We start from the raw sequence: 24,200 nt of genomic DNA, 5'->3' as shown, positions 1-24,200 counted from the left end.
CATGCGATTCGTGACCGCCGTGCTGCTCGCGGCCGTCTGCTTCGGCACCACGGGCACTGCACAGGCCCTCGGTCCCGAGGCGAGCGCGACCTCGGTCGGCGCAGCGCGGATCCTGATCGGCGGCGGCGCCCTCGGGCTCATCGCCGTGATCCTCCACTTCGCCGGGCGTCGGCGCGATGCGGCCGGGACACCCGCCGCACCGGCGCCCGGCGGGGCCACGCGGCATCCGCTGCCCGTCTGGCTCGTCATCGTCATCGGCGCCGCCGCCGTAGTCGCCTACCAGCCCGCGTTCTTCGCCGGCACCGCGGCGAACGGGGTGGCCGTCGGCACCGTGGTCGCCCTCGGCTCGGCTCCCGTGCTGACCGGCGCGCTCGACTGGGCGCTGCACCGGCGCTACCCCGGCCACCGATGGGCGGTCGCGACCGCGATCGCGACCCTCGGCGTCGGCGTCCTCGCCGCAGCGACCGGCGGCGACGCGGCGGGTGCCTCAGGCGCGTTGGGTGCAACAGGCGCCTCGGGTGCTTCAGGTGCCGACCCACTCGGCCTCGCCGCGTCGCTCGGGGCAGGCGCCTCGTACGCGGTCTACACCCTCGCCGCGAAAGCCCTGCTCGACCGCGGATGGAGCGGCACGTCGAGCATGGGGGCACTCTTCGGCGTCGCAGCCGTCTTCAGCCTTCCGCTTCTTGCTGCGACGGATGCCTCGTGGCTCGCCACCAGCCCCGGATTCGCCATGGCGCTCTGGCTGGGGCTCGTCTCGACGACCCTCGCCTACCTGCTCTTCGGGTACGGGCTCGGCGGGCTCGCCCCTGCGACGGTGTCGACGCTGACGCTCGCGGAGCCGCTGACCGCAGCCATCCTCGGCGTCGCGCTCCTCGGCGAGACGCTCACGACCGGGGCACTGCTCGGGCTCCTCGTGCTCGCCGCCGGCATCGTCGTGCTCGCCACCGCCGGCGGCGGCCGCCGCTCGCCGCACGCCGCGGCGGCGTGAGCTCGCGAGGGGACGGGCCGCGCCCGGGCGGCCACGACGGCCGCGGCACGTGGTTTCGACGACGGAAACCGGATCTCGGATGTCGAATGTCGGATGTCGGCGGCCAGCGCTAGCTTCCATGCATGGACGTCATTCTCATCCCCGGATTCTGGCTCGACGCATCATCGTGGCAGCAGGTGACCCCGATCCTCGAAGAGGCCGGCCACCGCGTGCACCCGTTGACCCTTCCCGGTCTCGAGTCGGCCGATGCCGACCGATCGGGCATCGGCCTGCGCACCCACATCGACGCCGTCGCCGCCATCGTCGACACGTTCGACAACCAGGTCGTGATCGTCGGGCATTCCGGCGGCGGCGCGATCGCGCATGGCGTGGCAGACGCCCGCCCCGACCGCATCGCCCGGGTCGTCTACGTCGACGCCGGCCCCCTCGCCGATGGTGACGTGATCAACGACGAGTTCCCGACCGAGGGCACCGACCTGCCGTTGCCGCCGTGGGAGGCATTCGGCGACGAAGACCTCGTCGACCTCGACGATGAACTGCGCGCAGCATTCCGCGCCCGGGCCATCCCCGAGCCCGCCGCAGTCGCCACCGATGCAATCGTCCTCAGCGACGAGCGACGCTACGACGTGCCGGTCACCATCATCGCGAGCGAGTTCCCGAGCAAGCTGCTCGCCGAGTGGATCGCCGCGGGCTCGCCGTTCACGCGCGAGCTCGCGAAGATCAAGAACGTGAGCTACCTCGATGTGCCGACCGGCCACTGGCCGCAGTTCACGAAGCCGGTGCAGCTCGGTCAGGCGATCGTCGCGGCGATCGGCTGACTCGAGCGCCGCGCCTGAACCGGGGTTCGCATCACCGCGCGAGCACCCCGGAACGAGGCGCCGCAGGGCCGTCGCCGACGCGGTGAATGCCCCCCCGTTTTGGGTAAGGTGACAACGCGAGCGGGCGAGTAGCGTCATGGGCAACATCCTCCCGAATGGATGCGCCACCCGACCGGCTCACCGACGTTCGTTCAGTCTCGAGTCGCCCGATGCCCGGGACCACCCGGGCATCACACCCGATTACCCGATCCCGAAGAACGAACAAATGATGCCTGCAACCCGTCGACGTTTCCGTCGACCCCAGATGGGCGCCTTCGCCCTCGCAGAGACCGTGTCACGCCCATGACCGGCCTCCCTTCGCCTGTGGAACCGCCCGCGAGCAACATCGGGCGGTTCCACGGTTCGACCGCCTCGACCGCGACGACCGCCTCGGAACTCTCCGTCGACGCCCCGTCCTCCGGACTGCAGTGGGCGCGCAGATATCGTGATCGACTGCGCATCACCGATGCGGCGATCGTCGCCGTCGCCATGCTGGCCGCCGTCGCCATGAGGTCGGCCGTCGTCGGTCCGAGCGTCACCGACGACGGGCCGATCGAGCGCATGGGGGTGCCCGCCGTCATCGCGACCGTGTGGTTGCTCGCCCTCGTCGCGTTCCGCACTCGCGACGGACACGTTCTCGGTGTCGGCGCACTCGAGTACAAGCGAGTGCTCAATGCCACGGCGACCACCTTCGGCGTGGCCGCGATCGTCTTCCTCCTCGTGCAGACTCCCGACGCGCGCTGGTACCTGGTCGTCGGGGCTCCGGTCGGAGTCGGCGGACTCCTGGCAGGCAGATGGTTCTGGCGGAAATGGCTCTTCGCGCAGCGCCGCCACGGCCATTTCCTCTCCCGCGCGATCGTCGTCGGCTCTCGCGCCGACGCCGAGTACGTGGCGAGTCAGATCAGCCGCGACACGGGTGCGGGATTCGTCGTGGTCGGTGCCGCGATCTCGGGTGATGATCGATCCGAGCTCCTGGTCGACGGGGCGACGATTCCCGTCATCGCCGATATCAGCGGAGCTGCCGGCGCCGCTGCCCAGCTTCGGGCGAACTCCGTGATCGTCGCGGGTCAGTACAGCTCCGGAGGAGACGCGATCCGACAGCTCAGCTGGGATCTCGAGGGCACCGCGACGGAACTCGTGTTGTCGTCACGACTCACCGATGTCGCCGGTCCTCGGATCCACTTCCGCCCAGTCGACGGACTTCCCCTCCTGCATGTCGAGATCCCGACGTTCGATGGCTGGCGGCATGCGCTCAAGCGAACCTTCGACATCGCGTTCGCCGGTACCGCCCTGCTGCTGCTCAGCCCCCTGCTCATCGCGGTCGCTCTCCTCGTGAGAGTCGACAGTCCCGGCCCGATCATCTTCAGGCAGCTCCGCTGCGGTCGCGACGGCAACACGTTCGAGATGTTCAAGTTCCGCTCCATGGTGCCGACGGCAGAGCAGGACCTCGCCGCCCTCGTTCAGCAGAACGACGGATCGGGCATCCTGTTCAAACTCCGGTCCGATCCCCGCGTCACGCGTGCGGGCCGGATTCTCCGCAAGTACTCGATCGATGAGCTGCCCCAGTTCTGGAACATCCTCATCGGAGACATGAGCGTCGTCGGACCGAGACCGCCGCTCGTCGCCGAAGCGGAGCGCTACGAAAAGGCGGTCAAGCGTCGTCTCATGATCAAGCCCGGACTCACCGGCCTGTGGCAGGTCGGCGGACGCTCCGACCTCAGCTGGGAGGAGAGCGTGCGGCTCGACCTCTACTACGTCGAGAACTGGTCGCTGATGGGTGATCTCATGCTCATCTGGCGTACGGTGCGAGTCATCCTCCGACCCGTCGGCGCCTACTGACGGAACGAGGGGGCGGTTGGGTCCGCCCGAAGGCTCCGGGGCGACCAGGCCCGGGAGAAGAGGAATGCGACGAGGCTTCCGATGCCCGCACCGACGGCATTGGCGAGAACATCTCTCGGGCTCGCGACGCGAGCGGGCAGGAGCGCCTGCACGAGTTCGGCCGACACCGACAGCACCAATGCGAGACCCACTCCGATCCAGAATCGGCGAGTCAGCAGACTCAGCAGGAAGCCGAACGGGATGAAGAAGGCGATGTTCGCTGCGAACTCGACCATGCCGTCGCGAAGCCCGGAGATTCCGAGGTTCTGGTGCATCCAGGTCACGATCTCATTGACGATCGCACCGAATGAGTGCGGCGTTCGAGGCGACAGCAGCACGACGAGCGCGAACAGCACGTACAAGGCCAGCGCCCAGTACAGCCAAAGGGGACGGTTCCGCTCCACGCTTTCCTCGCATCGACCTCGTCGCGTCGCGCCGCGGACACGAGCTGGCATCCGCTGGTCGGCCGCCACCTCAGATTACCCCGGAGCATCCGCACCGAACCGAGACTCCCCCCTCACTGGGGGAGGCGCCCCGGGTTCGGGCGCGGGTAGCTTCTGGACATAGGCAGCGGGATCTGCCGCGACGAGCATGCCGCCCCGTCGATCACACGGCCGCGAACGATGATTCATCAGGAACTCGTTCCACGGAATTCGGATCTCGGCCATCGTTCGATCGACAGGGAGAGCACAGAGTTGGACACCACCCCGTCGCCTTCGGCCGACCCACCGGTCGCAGTCGCAACGAGCGCCCAGATCCACCCCTCCGTCAGCATCGGCGACGGGACGAAGATCTGGCATCTGTCCCAGCTCAGGGAAGATGTCGTCATCGGCTCGGATTGCATCATCGGCCGAAACGTCTACATCGGGCCGGGCGTCGCCGTCGGCAACCGCTGCAAGATCCAGAATTCCGCGTTGATCTACGAGCCCGCCACTCTCGATGACGGGGTCTTCATCGGGCCCGCCGTGGTCTTCACGAACGATGAGTTCCCGAGAGCCGTCAACCCCGATGGGAGTCTCAAGTCGGCCGCTGACTGGGTCGCGATCGGCGTGAGGGTGCGAGAGGGTGCATCGATCGGGGCCGGCGCAGTGTGCATCGCGCCGGTGACGATCGGGGCGTGGTCCCTGATCGCTGCGGGCTCGGTCGTCACGAAGGACGTTCCCCCGCACGCGCTCGTGGCCGGCGTGCCCGCCCGCAGGATCGGGTGGGTCGGGAGGGCGGGAGTACCGCTGGTCGAACAGCTCCACGGCCAGTGGGTGTGCCCGCGCACCGGAGAACGCTATCTCGAGCTCGACGGCGGGCTCACGGAAGAGCCTGCGCCCTGATCCATCACACGATGGATGCTTGCCCGGTCGTGCTCGCGCCGAACAGCGAAACTCGCGCGGCGGGATAGCCCGGTGCCCAACCGGCTCGTCTCGACCAGACGGTGGACCACATTCCTCGGCGCCGTCGAACCACGCGTTCGAGCAGTGCACGGAGACCGACCCCTGCAGTGAGCAGCCCGATGCCGAAGCCTGCTCGGGACGGGCTCCAGATGCGACGCAGCAGCGTCGTCTTCCCGGCCATGACCATGCACATCTTCAGTCCGTTGGAGCTGGTCGAGCCTCCGACCGCGTGCACGATGAGGGCCTCGGGCACGATGACCGGACGGAGGCCGCGTCGCGCAGCGCGGATGCTGAACTCCGCGTCCTCCCCGTACAGGAAGAAGGTCTCGTCCATGCCGCCGAGGTCGTCCCACTGTTCGCGGCGCATCAGGAGCAGGCATCCCGTCACGATCGGTACTTCGCGTACGGTGTCGCGCTGCCACCGACCGAGCGATTCCGGATCGAAGAACCGTGATCGCGCGAATGCGGTGGAGAGGCCGAGTGCGAAGCACGTGAGCGACCACAGCGTCGGGGCACCCCAGCAGGAACTCGGTTCGAGCATGCCATCGACCCGCACCGTGCGACCACCGTAGAGCCCGTACTCCGGATGCGTCCGGGCATACTCGAGCAGCCGGTGGAACGACTGCGGCAGAACGACGGTGTCGGGGTTGAGGAGCAACACGTACTCGCCCGCCGATTGCGCGACGCCCCGGTTCACCCCACCAGCGAAGCCGAGATTCGCTCCCGCCTCGTCGACGACGACGACCGGATACCGCTCCCGGATCGCCTGTGCACTGCCGTCGGTCGACCCGTTGTCGACGACGACGATCTCGGTGCCGGCCGGCGAGTGGGCGAGGACGCTCTCGATGCAGGTGAGCGTCTCGTCGCGCGTGTTGAAGCTCACGATGACGACGGACAATCTCATCGGCTGGCCAGCCTCGCGGCCTCCGAAGGCAGCGATTCCCCCCACACCGAGCGATCGATGGGAGGCTCCGTCACCGACGGGAGCGGTCGCACGCCGATGACTTTCGCCGGCACTCCGGCCGCGATGCACTGCGGAGGCAGATCCTTCGTCACGACGGCGCCCGCCGCGACGACGGCACCGTCGCCGATCGTCACGCCGGCCAGCACGACGACGTTGCTGCCGAGCCAGACGTCATCGCCGATGACGATGTCCTGCTCGAGCTTGGCCTGGTGCATCACGGGTGTGCCCTGGGTGATGCCGTAGTTCGAAGCGGTGACGGTGACATGCGGCGCGAGCAGGCAGAAGTCGCCGAACGTGATGCGCCCGCTCGTGTTGCCCGCCCAGATGACGTCGGACTCGCCGATGTGCGTGCCACGGCCGATGCGGATCCGCTCGCCGTTGCGAAACGTGGCATTGGGCGCGATGCGCACGCCTGATCCGCAATCGAGCTTGCGCACTTCCTGCACGTGCGAATAGGAGGTCAGGTGCGCGAGCCGCAGCATGTGCAACCAGGTGCGCGGGTCGAGGATCGAGCGCACCGCTCCCGACGTACGGGTCGCGGTCGTCTCCCCACCATGGCTGCGCGAACGGCGATGCGCTCCAGGGGAGGCATCTGCGTTCGCTGGAGTCGGCAGATCGGTGCTCGCCATACGACGAACGTAGACTCCGGGACCCCGGATCCGCCTCCCCCAGTATGCGGGGGCTGGAGCCGGCGGCGCCCCCTTCGATCGACTCGTCAGGGTCACCCGAAGGCGGGTATCGACCTGGTTTGCGCTCTTTCGTACACTGAACCGGAGGCGACTCGGAGCACTCCACGCGCGCGCACGAGATGACGGGACGAGACCAGACGATGACCGCACAGGTGAGCGTCGTGATCCCCGCGCACAATGAAGGCGCATCCATCGCCGAACTCCTGCACCGTCTCGTGGACACCGACCTCGAGGGCAGGCTCGAGATCGTCGTCGTCGCGAACGGATGCACCGACGAGACAACCGCCATCGCCACGGCCTTCGGCCCGCGAGTGAACGTCATCGCTATTGCGGAGGCATCCAAGATCGCCGCATTGAATGCGGGGGATGCCGCGTGCACCGGTTTCCCGCGCGTGTACCTCGATGCCGACATCACCGTCACGGCCGACGCGTTGATCGCCGTCGCCGATGCGCTTTCCGATGAGGGGCCGTTCGTCGGCGCGCCACGGCTCGAGGTCGACCTCCGCGGTGCGAGCAGGGCGGTGCGCTGGTACTACCGCGTCTGGGCGCTCTCCGACTACCGTTTGTCGGCCCTGGTCGGTTCAGGCGTCTACGTTGTTTCAGCGGCCGGACATCGACGGTTCGGACGCTTTCCCGACGTCATCGCCGACGATCTCTTCGTGCGGCGCCACTTCACCCCTGCCGAGCGCATCTCGGTGGCCGAACACAGCTTCACCTTGCGTGCTCCTCGCACCTACGGGTCGTTCCTTCGGAGACAGACCCGGATCGTGGCGGGCAACGACGAACTCGCCGATCGCTTCCCGGAGCTGCGTGAAGGGGGCGCCGGGTCGAGCGTGCGGTCGCTCGGCGGCCGAGTGGTTCGCCGCCCTTCACTGTGGCCGCCGGCGGCGGTCTACCTCGCGACCGGCATCATCGCCCGCCTCCGGGCCGCGCGTGTGCGCGGCCGGTGGGCCTCGCAGTCATGGAATCGCGACGAGTCGAACCGAGTCGTCTCCACCAGCTGACCCCACCACTGGGGGAAGAGGCGCACGCCTTCGCGGCAGTACTGTCGCGGCAGGAGTCGAGGACGGTGGCAGTCCCGTGCACGCCCACGCGATGCACGGCAGCCCTGTCCGCCCGAGATCTCACCCGAACTGGAGTGCCCGTGAACCCATCGAAGATGTCTCGCCCGCGACGTCCTGTTCGCTCCGGGCAACTGGAGCCAGGGTCATGACCGCCTCCGATACTCCCGATCGAACGCTCAGCATGCTCCGTCCGCGCGCCACGGTCGGCGCAGTGACGATCGACCACGTGATCCTGACCCGGTTCAACCTGCCGTCGGTCGGTCCGGAGAGCCTGATCCGAGCCCAGGACGGCTGGCTTCAGAGTCGCGTGAAGTTGTTCGAACGCTTCACCGTGCCGTCCGTCAGACGGCAGACCGTGGCCGGGACATTCACCTGGATCGTGTACTTCGATCCCGAGAGCCCGAGCTGGCTCATCGAGCGTCTCGGTCCGCTGATCGCCGAAGGCGTGTTCGCACCGATCTATCGCGAGCAGTTCACTCATCTCGATGTCGTCGAAGACGCTCGAACCCTGACCGGTGGTCGAGGGGATGTCCTCCTGACCACCAATCTCGACAACGACGACGCGATCGCGGTGGACTTCGTCGAACGGCTGCACGGACTCGTGCGCCCCGGACAACGCACCGCCCTCTATCTGGGTCGCGGAATCATCCTCTCGGGGGATGAGGCGTACCTGCGTCTCGACCGCCAGAACGCGTTCTGCAGCGTGGCGGAACCCTGGGCCGGAGCCGAGTCGGTCTGGCGCGAATGGCACAATCTGCTGCACAAGCACATGCCGATCACCACGGACCGGGGCCGGCCTGCATGGCTGCAACTGGTGCACGGCCGGAACGTGAGCAATCGGGTGCGCGGACGCCGGATCGATCCGGCCTCGTTTCGCGTTGACTTCCCGGGCGTCCTCGACGACGTACCGGCCCCCTCGCGCGGTGAACTGCTTCGTGACGGGCTGCTGCGGGTCCCCGCGCGCGAGGCGCGGGAAACAGTGCGTCGCGTCGGCAAGGCAGTGCTCCTGGGCACGATCGGCAAGGGCGGACTCGACCGAGTGAAAGAGTCTCTGGGCAGGCGCTCGTCTCGCTGACATGCCGTCGCTTCACGAACCCTCCCATCGGCCCGGGAACCAGGACCGAGCGCCTCATCGACCGGTGCGCACCGCCCGTTCGACGCCGACCGGAAAGAAGACCTCGACCCGGTCGGCGGCGGCGGCGAGCACCGCGGCCGGAAGCACCTTCCATTCGTCCTGCTCGGGGACGACGGCCGGACGGCGCAATTGCGAATCGTGAGCGTCGAGAGCGTACTGTTTCGCGGCACCGTGATCATCGACACGCACCACGACGGCGCGTCGGCCGACGACGCGGCCGGCCGCGTCGATGAGGGAGCCCAGTCGGGCGCCTCGGCGCAGGGGCCAACTCCCCCACAACCAGACGGGGTATTCGAGCAGCGCCACTTCGGCTCCCGAAGGCTGCGAACTCGCAGCTCGGCGCGCGGCGCGGCCCACGGCCGCGTGGTCCGGGTGCGGCTCGTCGGCACTGGTGGCGTACAACTCGTCGGGCCTCAACTCGACGAGCAATTCGGCGATGATCTCGACGAGGCGATCCTCGTGCTCGGCCACCGAGCCGTCGTCGAGGTCGATCCAGCGCACCGCAGCATCATCGAGACCGAGACGGGCTGCGGCCTCGCCCATCTCCCGACGTCGCAGCGCACCGAGGTGCTCGGGAGGCAGCGAACGGCTGTGGTGGGAGTGGCGCCCGTCGGTGACCATGACCAGGGTCACCTGTGCACCCCAGGCCACCTTGCGGAGGATGGTCGCCCCGCACCCGAGCGTCTCGTCGTCCGGATGCGGAGCCAGCACCAACGCGCTGCGCTCCTCCGCCACGATGGTGACGTCGCGGGCGCTGCGCGAGATGGCGGTCCGGGCGAGGGCCCGGAGTCGCTCGGTCAGTGTGGGCACGGCGTGACCTGCACTTTCGTTTCAGTCGCCCCGGTGGCAGGGCCCCGATATCGTTGGACAACGGCTCCAGCAGATGTGGAACTCTCATGACAATCCTCGCCGATCGAGCGCGGCGCATCCTTGCGGCCACACGCCACGCGCGCCACGCGAAGTACCGCATACCGCCGCAGATCCGCACGGGTGCGTCGGGCACGGCCCCACCGCACGTCTACTACCTCTCGCCCGATCCACGCGCTCCGAGGGGCGGCGTTCGAGTGTTCTACCGGCACGTCGACCTGCTCAACGAGGCTGGGATCCCAGCGACCATCGTGCACCACCGTGCGGGGTACCGTGCCGACTGGTTCGCGAACGAGACTCGAATCGCCGCGGCATCCGAGGTGTTCGCCGCACCCGACGACGTCCTCGTCGTGCCCGAGTTCTACGGCTCGAACCTGCGCCTGCTGCCGACCGGTCCGAGGATCGCGATATTCAATCAGGGGGCGTACCACACCTTCGACGGCATGACCCCTGAAGAGGCCGCGGTGCTCGCCCGCACGCCGGTCTCCGCACTCCTGACGGTCTCGAACGACAGCCTCGACCTGCTCCAGTACACCTTCCCCGATGTGCCCGTGCACACCGCACGCTCGGTGATCGACGGTTCGCTCTTCCACCCCGCGCCCGGCGAGAGGAGTTCGCGACGCATCGGCTACGCACCCAGCCGCCGCGCTCAGGAGCGCGACCAGCTGCTCAGCATCCTCGAGGTGCGGGGCCGACTCGCCGGTTGGGAGTTCGTGCCCATCTCCGGCATGTCCGAGGAGCAGGTCGCGGCGACGATGCGCACGTGCGCGATCTTCCTCAGCTTCAGCGAGCGGGAGGGCTTCGGCCTGCCTCCGGCCGAAGCGATGGCGAGCGGATGCTTCGTCGTCGGCTATCACGGACGAGGCGGTCGTGAGTTCTTCGATCCCGCATACTGCGGCCCGGTCGCCGACAGCGATCTGCTCGGCTTCGCCCGCGCGGTGGAGAACGCGGTCGTGTCGTACGACGCCGACCCGCGCACGCTCACCGATGCCGGACTGCTCGCCTCTCGCACGATCCTCGAGCGCTACAGCCTCGACGGTCTGCGCAGCGATCTGGTCGCGTTCTACGCGACGCTGGGCTTCGACCGTGCGTCGTGAACCCGACCCTCGGAGCGACATCCATCTCACCGACGACCGACCTGCTCGACACGGGGGCTCGAACGAGCACGCGTCTTCGGTAGTTGCGAGGAGCTGAGCTGAGCGTCGGCACGCCCGATCGTGAGCACGCTTCCGCAGAGTCCTGCGACGAGGAAGAACAGGCCCGCCGATATCGGGAAGGACAACGCGTCGAAGAAGGCGTACAGCACCGCGATCGTGAGCATCGAGGCGGCCAGCATGCGCGACAGACGGAACGTGTCGGGGTGTCCTGAGATACGGCCGGCGTGCAACGCGCTCCCGATGGCGGCCACGGTCATCGCGGCGAAGCCGATGGCACCGAGCACGCCGACTTCGACGAGCAGGAGCACCCACTGATTATCGAAGATGTAGTAGCGGGGCAGGAAGGTTCCGAAGCCGGCGCCGAGCACCGGCGACGCTGCGACGAAATCGGGCACCCGCGCGAGCGCGGCGGTGCGGGACTGCGTGCTCGGATCGTCGGGCGCACCGATGAAGAGGGCGATGATCGTCGTCGCCATGCCCGGGATGAGCAGCGAGACCCCGACGACCGCCACGAACCCGCCGATCGCGATGATCCAGCGGTATCGCTTCGGCAGGCCCGGCAGCGAGGCCACGACGGCGACGACGAGGCCGATGATCGCCGAGCGGGAGACGGCGATCAGGGAGGTCACCATGATGAGCGCCACCGGGAGCCACCAGGCGAGTCGCGTGCGGAGCGAGCCGGGGCGGAGCCCACGTTCGATCGCCGCGAAGATCGCGAGCGGGAGCACCCCTGCGAGCACGATCGCATACTCGAGCGGATGCGTCGCGGTTCCCGTGGCGCGCGCGAACGCCCCTCGCTGGCCGACCCCATCGGAGTCGTAGCTCAGCCCGGGAATGAGCGTGATCCAATCGAGGAAGGTCTGCCGGGTGACGAATTGCGCGAGGCCGAGGGCGGCGAGCAGTCCGGCAGCGACGGCGAGCCCGCGCACGATCCGACCGACGTCGTGCATCGTGCGGATGCCGTCGAGTGTCACCAGCAGTACGCCACCCCATGACGCGAGCCGCACGATGGCGGAGATCGCAGGGCTCACCTGATCGAACGGCTGGCCGCGCAGCATCGCCGCAGCGAAGCTCGCGAGTGCCACGACGACGAAGAAGCCGAACGCCAGCCGAACGGGCTGCCAGGCCGGCCTGACATCGAAGGTACGCGCCTGCAGGCGAGACAGGACCCACCAGGCGAGAAGCAGGATGCCCCAGAGCATCGAGGGCCGGCCGTACGCGCCGAGCGGGCCGAGCGTGACGTTCGACGGAATCGCCAGAAGCAGCACGAGGTAGACGGTCAGCATCGTGGCGGCGTCGACGCCGCGCCACCGGACTACCCCGCGATGCTGCAGAGCCCGGACCGGCTCCGGTGTTTCGGCGCCGAATGGCATCCTCGGCTCACCTGCCGCGGCCTGGAACCGCAGGCACCCGCTCGGCGATCACGTTGCTCGAGTCGTCGTCCTCCAACGAGGAAGCACCGGGGTCCGCGCCCGCTCCAGCGTGGTCTTCACCCATCGAGTCGAGGAACTGTTCGACCTCGTCGTCTTCGGTGCGCTCGACCGACCTGCGCCGCCTGATGCGGCGTTGGCTGAGGCCGTCGACGACCGCGGCGAGGAGGAGCGTGAGCACGACGACACCTGCGCCCGCACCGGCGGCGGCCATGAGACGGCTCTTCTGCTGCAGCGCGCTGTGCTCGTCGACCGTGATCGGCCTCACGGTGATCCGCTCCGCTACGGCGATCGACTCGGCCTCCTGCAGTTCGTCGAGCACGGTCGGCGTTCGATCGACCAGCAGCTCGAGCACTTCCGCCGTCTCCGCATCGTTGCGCGTCGTCACGGTGATCAGGATGACCGGTCCGGAAGTGGATGGATCCCGGGAGACCGAGACCTCTGCTCCCGGAAACTTCTCACCGACCTCCGCCAACACATTCTCCGAGCCGACGGCGCTGACGAGCACGTCGGCGGCTTGAGTGAGCCCGCCGATGTACAGATAGGGATTGCCGCCCTGTTCGGGAAGGCTCCCCGTGCCGGGAAGCAGAAGTTGGGTGGCGGAACGCTCGTAGCCCGGCTGAATCGTGGACCACGCCAGGAAGGCGAGGATGACCGCGACGATGATGCCGGGAAATACGATGTACCAACGTCTCCAGAGGCCGCGTAGGGTGTCGGCGAGGTTCATGCGAATGTGCCTATCGGTTGATGATCGGGCGGGCGTACAAGTCTGGTCCGTGCGCGCTTCAGCCGCGCCGCACGGAGCCGCTCGGCCATGATCGCCGCCCAGCCGCCGACGATCAGAGCGGCCGCGAGCATGGCAGCGACAGCGGCGACCTGGGTCGTGCGAGTCGGCGCGATGTGCTCGATATGCAGGGTGAGCGGTACGACCGAAACCAGGATGCGAGACTCCGGCGTGGCCCCGGCAGACTCCTGCTGGGCTTCGGCGATTCGCAGCACGTCGGCGACCAGGGTCGACTGCATCGCTTCAACCCATTGTTCGGTTCGGCCGACGATCTGGATCTCGATCTCCGCCTTGCCGAAGCTCGTGGCCCACTGTCCACCGGTGTTCGGGAGTCCGACCAGGACTCCCTGGCGGACTCCTGCGCCGTAGAACGGTGCGCCGTCGGCCGCATAGCGCATGGTCGGTCTGCCGTTGTTGATCTCCTGCGCGACGGAGCCCGCGAACGCGATGACGTTCTTGTCCCCGGCTCCGTTGTACGGAGTCAGATTCGTCTTGGCCGGAAACACGAAGGAGACGACGGTTCGCGTGGAGTAGCTGCCGCCGTCATTGGCGAACATCATCGTGAGGAGCCCAGCGGCCACGACCGCGGCGAGCGGGAGATACCAATGACGGAGCATCGTGATCATGAGGTCGCGAAAGGTCACGAGCGCACTCCTCTCCGAGCTCCTCTCGCCAGCGTACCGGGCGAATTCGACTGATCCTCATGACCGCCCCGAACTGGGGGGACCGAGATCAGCCGTGCGCCGGGCCTGCTCCACGCCCTCATACGAACACCAAGGTCGCTGCGTTCCGCCAGAGGTCGGGCGAGCGGAATCCACCGGTGACCAGGGTCCGCCGGCGAGCGTATGGCCCGGCATGGCGCATCGAAACGAATCGCTCGAGCACCGTCCGGCTCTCGTCGGGGAGTTCGTCGCCGTACGCGTGGAGGAACAGCTCTCCTTGGTCGAGCCGGATGCGCACCCAGCGCCGGATGTCGCGTGCCGAGGGGAGGCGCTGAGCGGCGCTCGCCAAGCTCGAGTGTTTCGGGGCAGACGTGTTGCCCCCGTGGATCCGGTACTGAATATGCGGGTCGGGATCGAAGTCCACTGCTCCGAATGCGGCCGCGGTCAGGTTGATCCACCAGTCGTGCATGATCGCTTCCGCAGGGATCGCCCGCACGAGTTCGACGAGGCTGCGGTTCAGCACTGCCGTGCAACCCGTCACAGTCGGATGCATCAGTGCGGTTCGCAGCGAGGTTCCGAACTCAGGGCTGATCGATTTGAACCCCCAGAACGACGGTGCGATCGGTCGCGCCTCGCCGTCGACCACTTCGAGGTCACCATGAACGAGCAACGGAGTGTCCACCCCCCGACTCGCCTCCAGGGCTCGGATGCGTGCCAGGCCCGCTTCGATCTTGTCGGGGAGCCAGATGTCGTCGTGGTCGGCCAGCAGGACGTAGTCGCCGGTGGATCGGGCGAGCAGCGAAGCGAAGTTCGCCCCCGCGCTCCCGCTCGGGACGTCGCGGACGATGCACTCCGGCGGATGAGCGAATCGATCGGCCCATTCTGCGAGCACACCGAGCGTGCCATCGGTCGAACAATCGTCGCTGACCACGAGCACGAAGTCGCGGTAGCTCTGCGACACGAGGGACTCGAGCAACTCCGCGAGATACTTCTCGCTGTCCCGCGTCGCCAGCAGTACTTCGACTCTCACGGCGACACCGATTCGAGACCGACCTCGGAAGGAAGCGACGTCGAGCTGATCGCCCTCCGTTCGATGATGAATCGCTCGAATTCGTCGGAGTCGTCCAATGGGACGAAGACGTCGCCCCGGCCGACCTCCTGAGTGTCGGCCGACTCGGAAGCGTCGGCGGCACCTTCGCCTCGCGAGGTACCGATCAGTGCGTCGAATACCTCCACGTACGCCCGCGACTGCGGCCGCCAGTCGAGCTCCTGCGCGACCCGCGCGCGAGCACGAGCTCCCATGTCGCGTCTGAGGTCGGGCTCATCGATCAGTCGCGCGACGGCATCCGCGAACGCGGTGATGTCGCCGGACGGGACATACGACACGGAGTCGCCACCGCTGACGCGCGTCTCCGCCAAGTCGAACGAGACCGACGGCAACGCGTAGGCCATGTATTCCATCGTCTTGTTCATCGTCGAGACGTCGTTCAATGGCGTCTTCAGGTCGGGGCAGAGTCCGATGTCCGCTCGACTCAGGTATTGGGCGATCATCGCTCGGTCGGCCCGGCCGGTGAAGGTCACATGATCGTCGAGCCGCAGCTGCGTGCTCAACCTCTTGAGTTCGTCCAGGCAATCACCGAACCCCATGAGCGTCGCATGCACATTCGTCCTGCCGCGTCCGTGCACGAGCTCGTGGACGACGTGCAATGCCGAGTCGACGCCGTCTTGAGGCCCCATGATGCCGAGGTACGCGAGTTCGATGGAGCCGTCCGCGCGCGGGGCATCCGGATAGATCGGCCGCATGCTCTCGGTGTCGGGCCCGCTTCGCACGACCGTGATGTGCGACGGGTCGACGCGGCCTCGTTCGATGGCGATTCGCCGGTAGGAGTCGTTGGTCGAGATGACCCGGTCGGCCGTGCGGTAGGTCATGCGCTCGAGCCATCGGAGCGCTCGAAGCTCGCCAGACCGCAGTCGGCTCTTCGGCTCGCCGAAACGCGAGAGGAAGAGTTCGGGGTTCAGATCGTGCTGGTCGAAGACGAATCGAACGCCGCGTCGCCGCCAGAGCTTCGCGAGCAGCCAGTACGTATCGGGCGGATTGCACGCTTGGATCACGTCGAACCGGGACCGGCGGAAGACGACATGAGAGAGGAGTGCGGTGCGAAGCCACGAATATGCGAACTCGAGGACGAAGCCGGCGAGGCCCTTCGCAGCCGGCGCCGGCGCGTACTTGAATATGGACACGCCCTCGATCTCCTGTCGAGACGGATCCCCCGGTCCCTTCGGACAGATCACACTGACCCGGTAGCCGTTGGCGGTGAGCGCCAGGCACTCGAGCCAGACCCGCCGGTCGAGCGGCACCGGCAGATTCTGGACGATCACGAGCACATGCGTCGCACGATCGACGACCTGCTTCGACCGGCGCCGGGCACCGTCGGCTCCGCGCAGGTCGTTCATGTGCAGCATCCGATCGACGTAGGGGCGGTGGAAGACGACGTCAGCTTCGCACATCTCTCGACGCGATTCCTTCCCCAGAACGGGGCTCAAGAAGGCCGCGCGCGCCCCGTCACGGTCGGACACGCGCTTGCCGATGCGCGCCGAGCATGTCAGCATGTCAAGACCCGTCCGTATCGACCGCATACAGGGGCCCTACCTTCCTGATAACACCCACGCTGTAGGAAGGCACGCCCAAATGCGCCGACCGGCCCACGCCATCGACACTGCTGCACCCGCGAAGCGAACTCGGAGACGGACCCGGCTGTTCGCTGCCATCGCCGCCACATTGCTGGTCGGAACCCTGATTCCAACGGTCGCAAGCGCCTCCACTCCAGCAGCGAAAGCGCCGCTGACGCTCTGGGGCGATCAGCCGGACGCGAGGCCGGTGCTCGACAGCGACCGAGTTCCGGTGGAGCTCGGCACCGCGTTCGAGAGCACTGTGGACGGCACCGTCACGGGCGTCAGGTACTGGAAGACCCGGGCGAACACCGGAACGCACGTCGGTCACCTCTGGGGGCCCGACGGCGAACTGCTGGCCACCGCTACCTTCGTCGACGAATCGTCGCGTGGTTGGCAGACCGTGACCTTCGACAGCCCGGTGGCCGTCGAAGCCGGCGAACGCTATGTCGCCTCCTATCACGCGCCGAACGGTCGCTACGTGTCGAGCATCGGATTCACCGGGCAGGCCGCGTCGTCGACGCTCTCGGTGACCCGTGGCAAGAGCGGGGTGTACGCCTACGGCGATACCCGGTACCCGACGTCGTCCTGGCGTTCGAGTCAGTATTGGGTCGACGTGCTCTTCCTCCCCGCCGACGGCACCACCACGCCGCCCCCGTCGACCACGCCGACGCCGAAGCCGACTCCCACGGCGACCCCGAGGCCCACACAGACTCCCACCCCGACGCCCACGCCTACCCCGACCCCGACACCCACGCCGACGGCGACCCCGACTCCGACTCCGACCCCGACCGACCCGAGCGAGCCGTCACCGGGCGGCGTCAACGCCCAACCGTCCGTCGGCAAGGGCTGGGCCATCAGCCCATCGACCGTCGGCCTCACACCGTTCGGCCTGAAGTGCGCCGACCTGCCCGAGTATCGACTCTCCGGGAACACGGTGCCGGCCGGCACCGTGATCGACGGCAAGCGCATCACCGGATGGCTCGACCTCTCCATGGGCGACATCACGATCCAGCGCAGCTGCATCCAGCCCGTCCCCGGAGCCGTCGGGCAGGGCACGACGTCGCTCACGACCTGGAACAACCGGCGCGAACTGCAGGGGCCGATCGTGATCCAAGACAGCGAGTACGACGGCTCGCTCCTGAGCGATCGCGACAAGGCATTCGTCGGCTTCTTCAACGGCGTCGCGAGCTTCTACCGCAATTACGTGCATGATTCGGGCAGTGGTATCGGCATCCAGGGCAGCGACGAGCGAACCGGTGCCGACGTCGTCATCCAGAACAACTACGTCGATCACCTCATCGCCTACGGCGACGCGAACGGGAGCGGCAACCACCAGTCCGCCTTCACGGTGCGCGACTTCGTCACCGATGCCAACCCCAACCGGCAGCTGCTGGTGAAGGACAACTTCTTCGATTGCGACGGCAAGAACGCGACCGGTGCGTTCTTCGTGCAGCCGAACGGCGGCGACGTGAACAACATGACGGCGCAAGGCAACCTGCTGGCCGGCAACGGGTTCCAGCTGATCCTCGAAGACGACCAGGGCCGGTTCCCGGGTGTGAGTTACCACAACATGCGCGCCATCGACAACCGCATGCTCAACACCGAGTACGGGCCGACGAAGCTCGCCGGCCGCGGCGAGGGCTGGGCGGAGTGGCGGGAGAACTACACGTACAGCACCGGTGGGAACAATGGAAAGGGCAGGGTGGTCTCGGACCCGTCGTGACCTCGATCGTGTCCGTGAGAGGAGCGGCCGCCGGCGACTGATCAGGCCGTCTGCGGCCCAGCGACGTGCGGCGCCTTCCTCGAGGCCAGAGCGCGAAGCAGGTTCGCGTGAGCCTCGACCGACTTCGATGAGTCGAACCGGTCCGAGGAGTCCGCCGCGATCTCGTCTCTCGGAGCAACCAGACCGCGGTTCTCGCCGACGGAGCGCATCGCCTCGATGAGCTCATCACGGTTCCCCTGCCGTCGGAACCGGGCGCCGAGCATGTCGTCCCAGGTCTGCCCCACCGGGTCCCCGAGAGGATTCGACACGATGAGGCCGCTCGGAACTGCGCTCGAGACCTGTTCGCGCGCACCGCCGACGTCGCTGAGGACGACCGGGACACCGGAGGCCAGCGCCTCCATCGACGACAGCGCCCAGCCCTCGAAGAACGAATCGAGCACGAACACGTCTGCCGCACCGAACAGCACATCCGTTCGTTGCACGTTGTCGCGCACGTGAAGGCGATCTCTGAAGGGCGACCGATTCCGCAACGCGATGATCTGGCGCGTGTACACCGCTTCGTCGACGCGACCGCAGACGAGCAGGTGCGCACGCGGCAGCGCCTTCGCGACATCCTCGAACGCACTCATGAGCGCGTAGGTGTTCTTCTGCAGACAATGGCGCGCGAGCGAAAGGAACACGATCTCGTCTTCGAGGCCCAGGCTCTGCCTGCAGTCGACCCTGGCGAGTCTGGAGACCTTGCGCGGGTCGACGCCATTCGGGATCACCACCGTCTTGGCGGGATCCAACCCGTCGGATATCGAGAGGTATTCCTGCCGGACGAGTTCGCTCACGGCCACGACGGCTGTCAGCTTGCCCGAACGATCGACGACCGTCTGACTGTCGACATCGAACAGGTCGTGCATTCCGTGCAGCACGAGTGCTGCCGGCACGTCGAGCCGAACCGCCGACTCGACAGGCCACTGCATGTCGCCATGGAGGTAGACGACATCGGGGTGCCAGTTCGCGACCCAGCGCGCACCGTCGATCGGACCGAAGTCGACGACCTCCACCCCGTGCGCGAGCAGATCTCGACCGATCAGCCCGATGCCCTTCGTGCGATCGTCCGATGCCAGGAGCACGGCGACTTCCATTCCGTGCGCGGGCAGACTGCGTGCCAGAAGGGCCACGACCTCGTCGACCCCGCCGGTCTCGAGCGAGTCCGTCACGAGCAGGCAACGCATGCCGCCCGAGGCCCCGGCGGTGGGAAACGTTTCCTTGGGGGCATCGGGTGCGGCCGGCCACACCGGCACCTGCCCCCGGTGGGTCAACGGGGAGTCCCACGCGTCGAGCACCGCCGTCCGTTTTCGCCGCAGCATCGGGCGCAGCAGCTCTCGCATCCGCCTCGGCACGACACGTGCAGACAGACGCTCCAGGGCGAGCAGGACTCCGGCGCTCGTGCCGCTCATGTTCTGCGTCCGAACCGGGACGTCACTCCCTCGATCCGGGCCCGAGCACCTGGGGGCAGCAGGAGCGCCAATTGCTTGGCGGTCATGAGCAGGTAGGCGATGCCACCGCACAGTCCGCCGGCCAGCAGCTGCCACAGCGGCGACGAGATCGGGAGCGAGACCGCATACGCGATCGCACCTGCGATGACCGCCGCCATCAACGGCGGCGCGGCGCCTCGAGCCATCGCACCGAGACCGCCGCCGAGCACGCGACGAAGTGAGATCAGGTAGACCGGGAGCGAGATGAGCAGCACCGTCGCGACGTGCGCGAGTCCGGCGCCGATCAGTCCGGCCGTGGAAATACCCAGCCACAACGCCGGTACCAGCACGGCGAGCACGGCCACCTGAACGACGAAGAGCACCACTGTTCGGCCCGAGGCGATCAGGATGTTGGCGATGAGCTGCCCGATCGCGGTCGCCGCGCCGTACACCGACAGGATGACCACCACGGGGGCGGCGTCGCCCCATCGTTCGCCGTAGAGCACGACGATGAGCGGCCACGCCAGCCCACTCGTCATCGCTGCGATCGGGAACGCCACGAGGGCGACGACCCGTGTCGAGGTGAAGAGCGCGCCGATGACGTCGCCGTTTCGTTGGCGAACGGCGGAGAAGGCGGGCAGAACGATCCCATTGAGCACAGATGCAATGACCGATGACGCCCATGACGCCACATTGAAGGCGAGCGTGTAGAGCCCGACGTCGCGCAGTTCGAGAGCGTGGCCTACGAAGACGTAGTCGACATTTGCGACGACCTGGCTCAACAGGTTGGCGAATGCGAGCGGCACACCGAACCGGAGCAGGAGCCTGACCGAACTCGCATTCCATCCCGGCGCATACCGCTTCGAGAGCGCAGCGATCACGAGCACACCCGTGATCAGCTGCCCGGCGACGCGCGACCAGGCGAACGCCTCCGCACCGTCGCCGACGAGCGCGAGCCCGATGAGCACTCCCGAGCCGACGATCGTTCCGACCAGGCTCGTGCTGAAGATGACGTTCTGCCGGAACTCGCGCTGGAGTTGCGCGCTCGGAACGACGAACACGCCGCTGAACGCCACCGAGATCGAGAGGATCCGCAATGCCGGCGCCGCCTCGACCGAGCCGAGCGCGATGGCGATCGGTTCTGCGAAGAACGCGAGCAGCCCCGCAAGGAGCGCGCTGACGCCGACCGAGATCGTGACCGCAGTCGGAGCGATCGCATCCTGATCGAGGTCCCTCCTTGCGATCGCCGAGGCGATGCCCAACTCCGCGACGGTCACGATCGTGGCGTGCGCCACGATCGCGAGCGCGAACACGCCGAACTCGTCGGGGGCGACGATGCGGGCGACGACCGCCATCACGGCGATGTTGGAGATCCGCATCACGATCGAGTTGCCGCCGAGCCAGAAACTGCCTCGGCGCACCTTTCGGTCGAGCGCCGCGTCCGTCAGGGGTTCGTCGCCGGACACCGTCCTGGGGGTCACCGGGTCCTCCCGGGAACGCGGGAGCGCAGCTGCTCGAGGCGGGACTTCATGAGGAGCCGCGCCGCGTCGCTCACCCGAGCCGCCCGGCCGGGCGCCGCCAGGAGCGCGGATCTGTAGATCGACTCGAGCGCGCTCGCCGCCGCATCGAGCCCGAATCGGCGAGACGCCTCGTCGAGCCCGAAGGCGCCGAGGGCATCACGGCGCTCGGGATCGGCATGCAACGCGCGGATGAGCGCAGCCAGTCGATCTGCGGGATCGCCGGCGCCCCCGACGCCGTAGAAGCCTTCGCGGCGGAAGTGCGGGACGGTCGCGGGCTCGTACATCGACGAGAATCCATCCTCGCCGAGCACGATCAGCGGCTTCCCGTGCGCGAGCCCCCTGATCGCCGATCCACCCATGCCCAAGACGATGTCCGCCGCAGCGTAAGCGGCCCGGGGGTCCTGCATGTCACCGACCATGCGAACCGCTTGCCGCCCGAGCCGGGTATTCGCAGCGGTGGCCGCGGCGTCCACCGCCGTGAATGCGTCGCCGTCGCCCACGACCACGAGTGTCAACGTCGGTGAATCGATCCGAACCACCGCCGAGATCGCGTGCAGGATCCCCTCGGCCTTCATGTCCCTGTCCACCCGCGTGACGATCACCGCGAGGGTCTCGTCGAGAGGAATCCGGTGTGCAGCGCGAAACGCCGACGCCGAACCACGATCGGGCCTGTCCGCCGTGAGGTCGACCGGCGGCTCCATGAGGTGCACGGCGGCCCCTCGCCGGCGTTGCGCCTCCTCGAGCATGGCACCGGTCCCGACGATCAGCGGCACCCGCGCTGAGCCCCAGAAGGCGTTCTCCATGTTCCAGTTGGTCTCGATGCAGGCGCGCCCCGACCAGCCGGCCGACGCCACTGCGACCGGTCGATTCATCCAGGGCGCGAAGACGTGCACGATGTCCGCCTGGTGCGCATCGGCGAACCGCGTGATGCCGCGGGCCGTGCGCAGGAGTCCTGCCCGTTCGAGGATCTCGATCTCGAAGCCCGCAGCCTCCGCGTACGGAAGGATCGTCGAGCTGACATCGGAGTCGCGTACCGCGAACACCGCGACATCGTGGCCGCGCGGCCGCAGCACCCGCGCAAGATCGATGGCGTTGATCTGGCATCCCCCGAACCGCAGTCCCGCGAGGCCGATGACGATCCGCATCGGCTGCCCCTCGACGGACGTCCGCTGCCGAGCCGTTGCTGCGAGGCGATGCGCGGTGACGGTCATCGCACGCTCCTGATCAGCTCGTCGGCGACTCCGGCCTGCTGTTCCGGCGTGAGGTGCGGGAACATCGGCAGCGACAGGATGCGGCGTGCCTCGGCCTCTGCGACGGGGAACTGTCCGGCTCGGTAGCCGAGGGAGCCGTAGGCGGCGGTGAGATGGAGCGGCGTCGGGTAATGGATGGCCGCACTGATCCCTGCCGCGCCCAGTTCCGAGAGCACCCGGTCGCGCTCGTCGACGCGCACGACATAGAGATGCCAGACGTCCTCGTTACCCAGGCGTCCGGTCGGCACACGCACGCCGGCCACATCGGCGAGCAGCTGCGCATACTCGGCCGCGGCGGCGCGGCGGGCGGCGTTCCACGACTCCAGTCGACGCAACTTGGCTCGCAGCACCGGTGCCTGCACGGCGTCGAGCCTCGAGTTGAAGCCGACGCGATCGTGCACGTACTTCACGGTGCTGCCGTGAGCGGCGACATTGCGCACGAACTCGGCGAGGGCGGGATCATTGGTCAGTACGGCACCGGCGTCGCCGGCTGCACCGAGATTCTTTCCGGGATAGAAGCTGGTTGCGGCGATCAGCCCGAGCCCGCCCGCTCGTCCGGCAGCGGATGACGCCCCCTGCGACTGCGCGGCGTCTTCGATGATCACGATGCCGTGCCGCTCGGCGATGGGAACGAGCGCCTCGACCGGCGCGGTCTGGCCGTACAGGTGCACGGGGAGGATCACCCGCGTGCGTGCGGTGACGGCAGCCTCGACCGCAGCCGGGTCGATGAGCAGGTGCTCATCGTCGACATCGACGAACACGGGGGTGGCGCCCGTGCGCGAGACGGCCTCGGCGGTCGCGATGAAGGTGTTGACCGGCATGATGACCTCGTCGCCCAGGCCGACGCCGACGGCGCGCAGTGCGAGCTCGACCGCGTCGGTGCCGTTGCCGACGCCGACGCAGTGTTCGACCCCGATGTACGCCGCGTACTCGCGCTCGAACGCCGCAACCTCGCCGCCGCCGATGAACGACGCCGACTCGAACTGGGCGCGCCACACGGGCAGCACCTCGTCGGCGACCTCGGCCGACTGCGCCGCGAGGTCGAGGAACGGCACCCTCATGCTGACGCCGATGCTCACTTCTTCACTCCCAACGCTCGTGCGGGCACCCCGGCCCAGGTCTCTCCATCGGGCACATCGGCCAGCACGACCGCCCCCATGCCGACCGTCGCGCCCGCACCCACCTGGAGGCCCGGCAGTACCGAGGCGTTCATGCCGACATATGCACCGCGCCCGATGCGCACACCGCCGCCGAGCGAGACGCCGGCTCCGAAGGTCGCGAAGTCGTCGACGAGGCAGTCGTGCGTGATCGTCACGTTCGGCATCACGACGATGTGGGCGCCGATGACGGCATCGGCGGTGATCGTCACGTTCGCGAGCAGGATCGATCCGAGGCCCACAGGGGAGCCACCGACGTTGCGCACCGAAGGGTCGACGACGGTCGTGTACCGAGACGCATCGACACCCGCGCGCGCCATCCGCTCGACGATCGCGGAGCGCGCCAGTCCCGATCCGACGCACACCAGCACATCGGCGTCGGGGTAGAGCGCGACATCATCCACACCGCCGAGCACCGCCACGCCGCCGACCGTGCGCGGCAGGCTCGCACTCCGATCGTCGAGCAGCCCGAGCAGATCTCGGCCCGCTTCCCGCAGCACGGGCACGACCTCTCGGAAGAGACCGCTCGCCCCGACGAGCAGGACGGCCAT

Annotated in this window: 22 protein-coding genes; 8 read left to right on the top strand and 14 right to left on the bottom strand. The window is 68.0% G+C overall.

Features of this window, described 5'->3' with window-relative positions; translation table 11 throughout:
• Position 1 precedes the first annotated feature (1 nt).
• From AC1C2S_RS12215 to AC1C2S_RS12205, 3 genes are all read left to right on the top strand, one after another.
• Positions 2-988: an EamA family transporter gene (locus tag AC1C2S_RS12215; RefSeq protein ID WP_495352796.1), complete on the top strand. Its 987-nt coding sequence runs from the start codon at positions 2-4 to the stop codon at positions 986-988.
• A 122-nt stretch (positions 989-1,110) separates the two neighbouring features.
• Positions 1,111-1,806 (top strand): alpha/beta fold hydrolase, encoded by a 696-nt coding sequence (locus AC1C2S_RS12210; protein WP_495352795.1) that lies wholly within the window; start codon positions 1,111-1,113, stop codon positions 1,804-1,806.
• Between the two features lie 342 nt (positions 1,807-2,148).
• Positions 2,149-3,684 carry a sugar transferase gene (locus AC1C2S_RS12205; protein WP_495352794.1) on the top strand — a complete coding sequence of 512 codons (1,536 nt, stop codon included), beginning with the start codon at positions 2,149-2,151 and terminating at the stop codon, positions 3,682-3,684.
• Here the strand turns inward: AC1C2S_RS12205 and AC1C2S_RS12200 are convergent.
• Positions 3,678-4,127, bottom strand: a complete 450-nt coding sequence (locus tag AC1C2S_RS12200) for a VanZ family protein (RefSeq protein WP_495352793.1) — start codon at positions 4,125-4,127, stop codon at positions 3,678-3,680. The two genes, AC1C2S_RS12205 and AC1C2S_RS12200, sit on opposite strands and share 7 nt — an antisense overlap.
• 291 nt (positions 4,128-4,418) lie before the next feature.
• On the opposite strand from AC1C2S_RS12200, the gene AC1C2S_RS12195 reads away from it, so the two are divergent.
• Positions 4,419-5,048, top strand: a complete 630-nt coding sequence (locus tag AC1C2S_RS12195) for an acyltransferase (protein WP_495352792.1) — start codon at positions 4,419-4,421, stop codon at positions 5,046-5,048.
• A gap of 4 nt (positions 5,049-5,052) precedes the next feature.
• Here AC1C2S_RS12195 and AC1C2S_RS12190 read toward each other — a convergent pair whose 3' ends face one another.
• Together AC1C2S_RS12190 and AC1C2S_RS12185 are read right to left on the bottom strand one after the other, a co-directional pair.
• Positions 5,053-6,012: a glycosyltransferase family 2 protein gene (locus AC1C2S_RS12190; RefSeq protein WP_495352791.1), complete on the bottom strand. Its 960-nt coding sequence runs from the start codon at positions 6,010-6,012 to the stop codon at positions 5,053-5,055.
• The gene (locus AC1C2S_RS12185) at positions 6,009-6,701 is read right to left on the bottom strand and encodes an acyltransferase (RefSeq protein ID WP_495352790.1); all 693 of its coding nucleotides are present in this window, start codon (positions 6,699-6,701) and stop codon (positions 6,009-6,011) included. Before AC1C2S_RS12185 ends, AC1C2S_RS12190 begins: the two co-directional genes overlap by 4 nt.
• A gap of 200 nt (positions 6,702-6,901) precedes the next feature.
• Between AC1C2S_RS12185 and AC1C2S_RS12180 the strand changes: the two genes are divergently transcribed.
• Positions 6,902-7,765: a glycosyltransferase family 2 protein gene (locus tag AC1C2S_RS12180; RefSeq protein ID WP_495352789.1), complete on the top strand. Its 864-nt coding sequence runs from the start codon at positions 6,902-6,904 to the stop codon at positions 7,763-7,765.
• A gap of 205 nt (positions 7,766-7,970) precedes the next feature.
• Positions 7,971-8,900: a glycosyltransferase gene (locus tag AC1C2S_RS12175; RefSeq protein WP_495352788.1), complete on the top strand. Its 930-nt coding sequence runs from the start codon at positions 7,971-7,973 to the stop codon at positions 8,898-8,900.
• Positions 8,901-8,954: 54 nt separating this feature from the next.
• Here the strand turns inward: AC1C2S_RS12175 and AC1C2S_RS12170 are convergent, their stop codons facing one another.
• Positions 8,955-9,770 carry a PIG-L deacetylase family protein gene (locus AC1C2S_RS12170; protein WP_495352787.1) on the bottom strand — a complete coding sequence of 272 codons (816 nt, stop codon included), beginning with the start codon at positions 9,768-9,770 and terminating at the stop codon, positions 8,955-8,957.
• A gap of 86 nt (positions 9,771-9,856) precedes the next feature.
• On the opposite strand from AC1C2S_RS12170, the gene AC1C2S_RS12165 reads away from it, so the two are divergent.
• Positions 9,857-10,924 carry a glycosyltransferase gene (locus tag AC1C2S_RS12165; protein ID WP_495352786.1) on the top strand — a complete coding sequence of 356 codons (1,068 nt, stop codon included), beginning with the start codon at positions 9,857-9,859 and terminating at the stop codon, positions 10,922-10,924.
• A 26-nt stretch (positions 10,925-10,950) separates the two neighbouring features.
• Here the strand turns inward: AC1C2S_RS12165 and AC1C2S_RS12160 are convergent, their stop codons facing one another.
• The 5 genes from AC1C2S_RS12160 to AC1C2S_RS12140 form a co-directional block, all read right to left on the bottom strand.
• Positions 10,951-12,270: an O-antigen ligase family protein gene (locus AC1C2S_RS12160; protein ID WP_495352785.1), complete on the bottom strand. Its 1,320-nt coding sequence runs from the start codon at positions 12,268-12,270 to the stop codon at positions 10,951-10,953.
• A 94-nt stretch (positions 12,271-12,364) separates the two neighbouring features.
• On the bottom strand, positions 12,365-13,141 hold the full coding sequence (locus AC1C2S_RS12155; RefSeq protein WP_495352784.1) for a YveK family protein: 777 nt from the start codon (positions 13,139-13,141) through the stop codon (positions 12,365-12,367).
• The gene (locus AC1C2S_RS12150) at positions 13,138-13,842 is read right to left on the bottom strand and encodes a hypothetical protein (protein WP_495352783.1); all 705 of its coding nucleotides are present in this window, start codon (positions 13,840-13,842) and stop codon (positions 13,138-13,140) included. Before AC1C2S_RS12150 ends, AC1C2S_RS12155 begins: the two co-directional genes overlap by 4 nt.
• A 118-nt stretch (positions 13,843-13,960) precedes the next feature.
• Positions 13,961-14,890 carry a glycosyltransferase family 2 protein gene (locus AC1C2S_RS12145; protein WP_495352782.1) on the bottom strand — a complete coding sequence of 310 codons (930 nt, stop codon included), beginning with the start codon at positions 14,888-14,890 and terminating at the stop codon, positions 13,961-13,963.
• Positions 14,887-16,368, bottom strand: coding sequence for a glycosyltransferase family 4 protein (locus tag AC1C2S_RS12140; protein WP_495352781.1), 1,482 nt, complete (start codon positions 16,366-16,368; stop codon positions 14,887-14,889). The genes AC1C2S_RS12145 and AC1C2S_RS12140 overlap by 4 nt, the downstream gene beginning before the upstream one ends.
• Before the next feature lie 370 nt (positions 16,369-16,738).
• On the opposite strand from AC1C2S_RS12140, the gene AC1C2S_RS12135 reads away from it, so the two are divergent.
• Positions 16,739-18,256, top strand: a complete 1,518-nt coding sequence (locus AC1C2S_RS12135) for a DUF4082 domain-containing protein (RefSeq protein ID WP_495352780.1) — start codon at positions 16,739-16,741, stop codon at positions 18,254-18,256.
• A gap of 41 nt (positions 18,257-18,297) precedes the next feature.
• Here AC1C2S_RS12135 and AC1C2S_RS12130 read toward each other — a convergent pair whose 3' ends face one another.
• The 5 genes from AC1C2S_RS12130 to AC1C2S_RS12110 are packed head-to-tail and all read right to left on the bottom strand — an operon-like array spanning position 18,298 to position 24,200.
• Entirely contained in the window at positions 18,298-19,704 is a 1,407-nt protein-coding gene (locus tag AC1C2S_RS12130; RefSeq protein ID WP_495352779.1) for a glycosyltransferase family 4 protein, read from the bottom strand.
• Complete coding sequence (locus tag AC1C2S_RS12125; RefSeq protein WP_495352778.1) at positions 19,701-21,203, bottom strand: oligosaccharide flippase family protein; 1,503 nt, start codon at positions 21,201-21,203, stop codon at positions 19,701-19,703. The genes AC1C2S_RS12130 and AC1C2S_RS12125 overlap by 4 nt, the downstream gene beginning before the upstream one ends.
• Entirely contained in the window at positions 21,200-22,453 is a 1,254-nt protein-coding gene (locus tag AC1C2S_RS12120) for a glycosyltransferase family 4 protein (protein ID WP_495352777.1), read from the bottom strand. The genes AC1C2S_RS12125 and AC1C2S_RS12120 overlap by 4 nt, the downstream gene beginning before the upstream one ends.
• A complete protein-coding gene (locus tag AC1C2S_RS12115; RefSeq protein WP_495352776.1) occupies positions 22,450-23,571 on the bottom strand; it encodes a DegT/DnrJ/EryC1/StrS family aminotransferase in 1,122 nt (373 codons plus the stop codon). Before AC1C2S_RS12115 ends, AC1C2S_RS12120 begins: the two co-directional genes overlap by 4 nt.
• Complete coding sequence (locus AC1C2S_RS12110; RefSeq protein WP_495352775.1) at positions 23,568-24,200, bottom strand: NeuD/PglB/VioB family sugar acetyltransferase; 633 nt, start codon at positions 24,198-24,200, stop codon at positions 23,568-23,570. Before AC1C2S_RS12110 ends, AC1C2S_RS12115 begins: the two co-directional genes overlap by 4 nt.

Source organism: Agromyces sp. Y782, assembly GCF_059445405.1.
This window is presented reverse-complemented; position numbering and strand designations above follow the sequence as displayed.

Coding starts and splice junctions, on each gene's coding strand:
- AC1C2S_RS12215 (WP_495352796.1), top strand. CDS start 2: ATGCGATTCGTGACCGCCGTGCTGCTCGCGGCCGTCTGCTTCGGCACC.
- AC1C2S_RS12210 (WP_495352795.1), top strand. CDS start 1,111: ATGGACGTCATTCTCATCCCCGGATTCTGGCTCGACGCATCATCGTGG.
- AC1C2S_RS12205 (WP_495352794.1), top strand. CDS start 2,149: ATGACCGGCCTCCCTTCGCCTGTGGAACCGCCCGCGAGCAACATCGGG.
- AC1C2S_RS12190 (WP_495352791.1), bottom strand. CDS start 6,012: ATGAGATTGTCCGTCGTCATCGTGAGCTTCAACACGCGCGACGAGACG.
- AC1C2S_RS12185 (WP_495352790.1), bottom strand. CDS start 6,701: ATGGCGAGCACCGATCTGCCGACTCCAGCGAACGCAGATGCCTCCCCT.
- AC1C2S_RS12180 (WP_495352789.1), top strand. CDS start 6,902: ATGACCGCACAGGTGAGCGTCGTGATCCCCGCGCACAATGAAGGCGCA.
- AC1C2S_RS12175 (WP_495352788.1), top strand. CDS start 7,971: ATGACCGCCTCCGATACTCCCGATCGAACGCTCAGCATGCTCCGTCCG.
- AC1C2S_RS12165 (WP_495352786.1), top strand. CDS start 9,857: ATGACAATCCTCGCCGATCGAGCGCGGCGCATCCTTGCGGCCACACGC.
- AC1C2S_RS12160 (WP_495352785.1), bottom strand. CDS start 12,270: ATGCTGACCGTCTACCTCGTGCTGCTTCTGGCGATTCCGTCGAACGTC.
- AC1C2S_RS12155 (WP_495352784.1), bottom strand. CDS start 13,141: ATGAACCTCGCCGACACCCTACGCGGCCTCTGGAGACGTTGGTACATC.
- AC1C2S_RS12140 (WP_495352781.1), bottom strand. CDS start 16,368: ATGTGCGAAGCTGACGTCGTCTTCCACCGCCCCTACGTCGATCGGATG.
- AC1C2S_RS12130 (WP_495352779.1), bottom strand. CDS start 19,704: ATGAGCGGCACGAGCGCCGGAGTCCTGCTCGCCCTGGAGCGTCTGTCT.
- AC1C2S_RS12120 (WP_495352777.1), bottom strand. CDS start 22,453: ATGACCGTCACCGCGCATCGCCTCGCAGCAACGGCTCGGCAGCGGACG.
- AC1C2S_RS12110 (WP_495352775.1), bottom strand. CDS start 24,200: ATGGCCGTCCTGCTCGTCGGGGCGAGCGGTCTCTTCCGAGAGGTCGTG.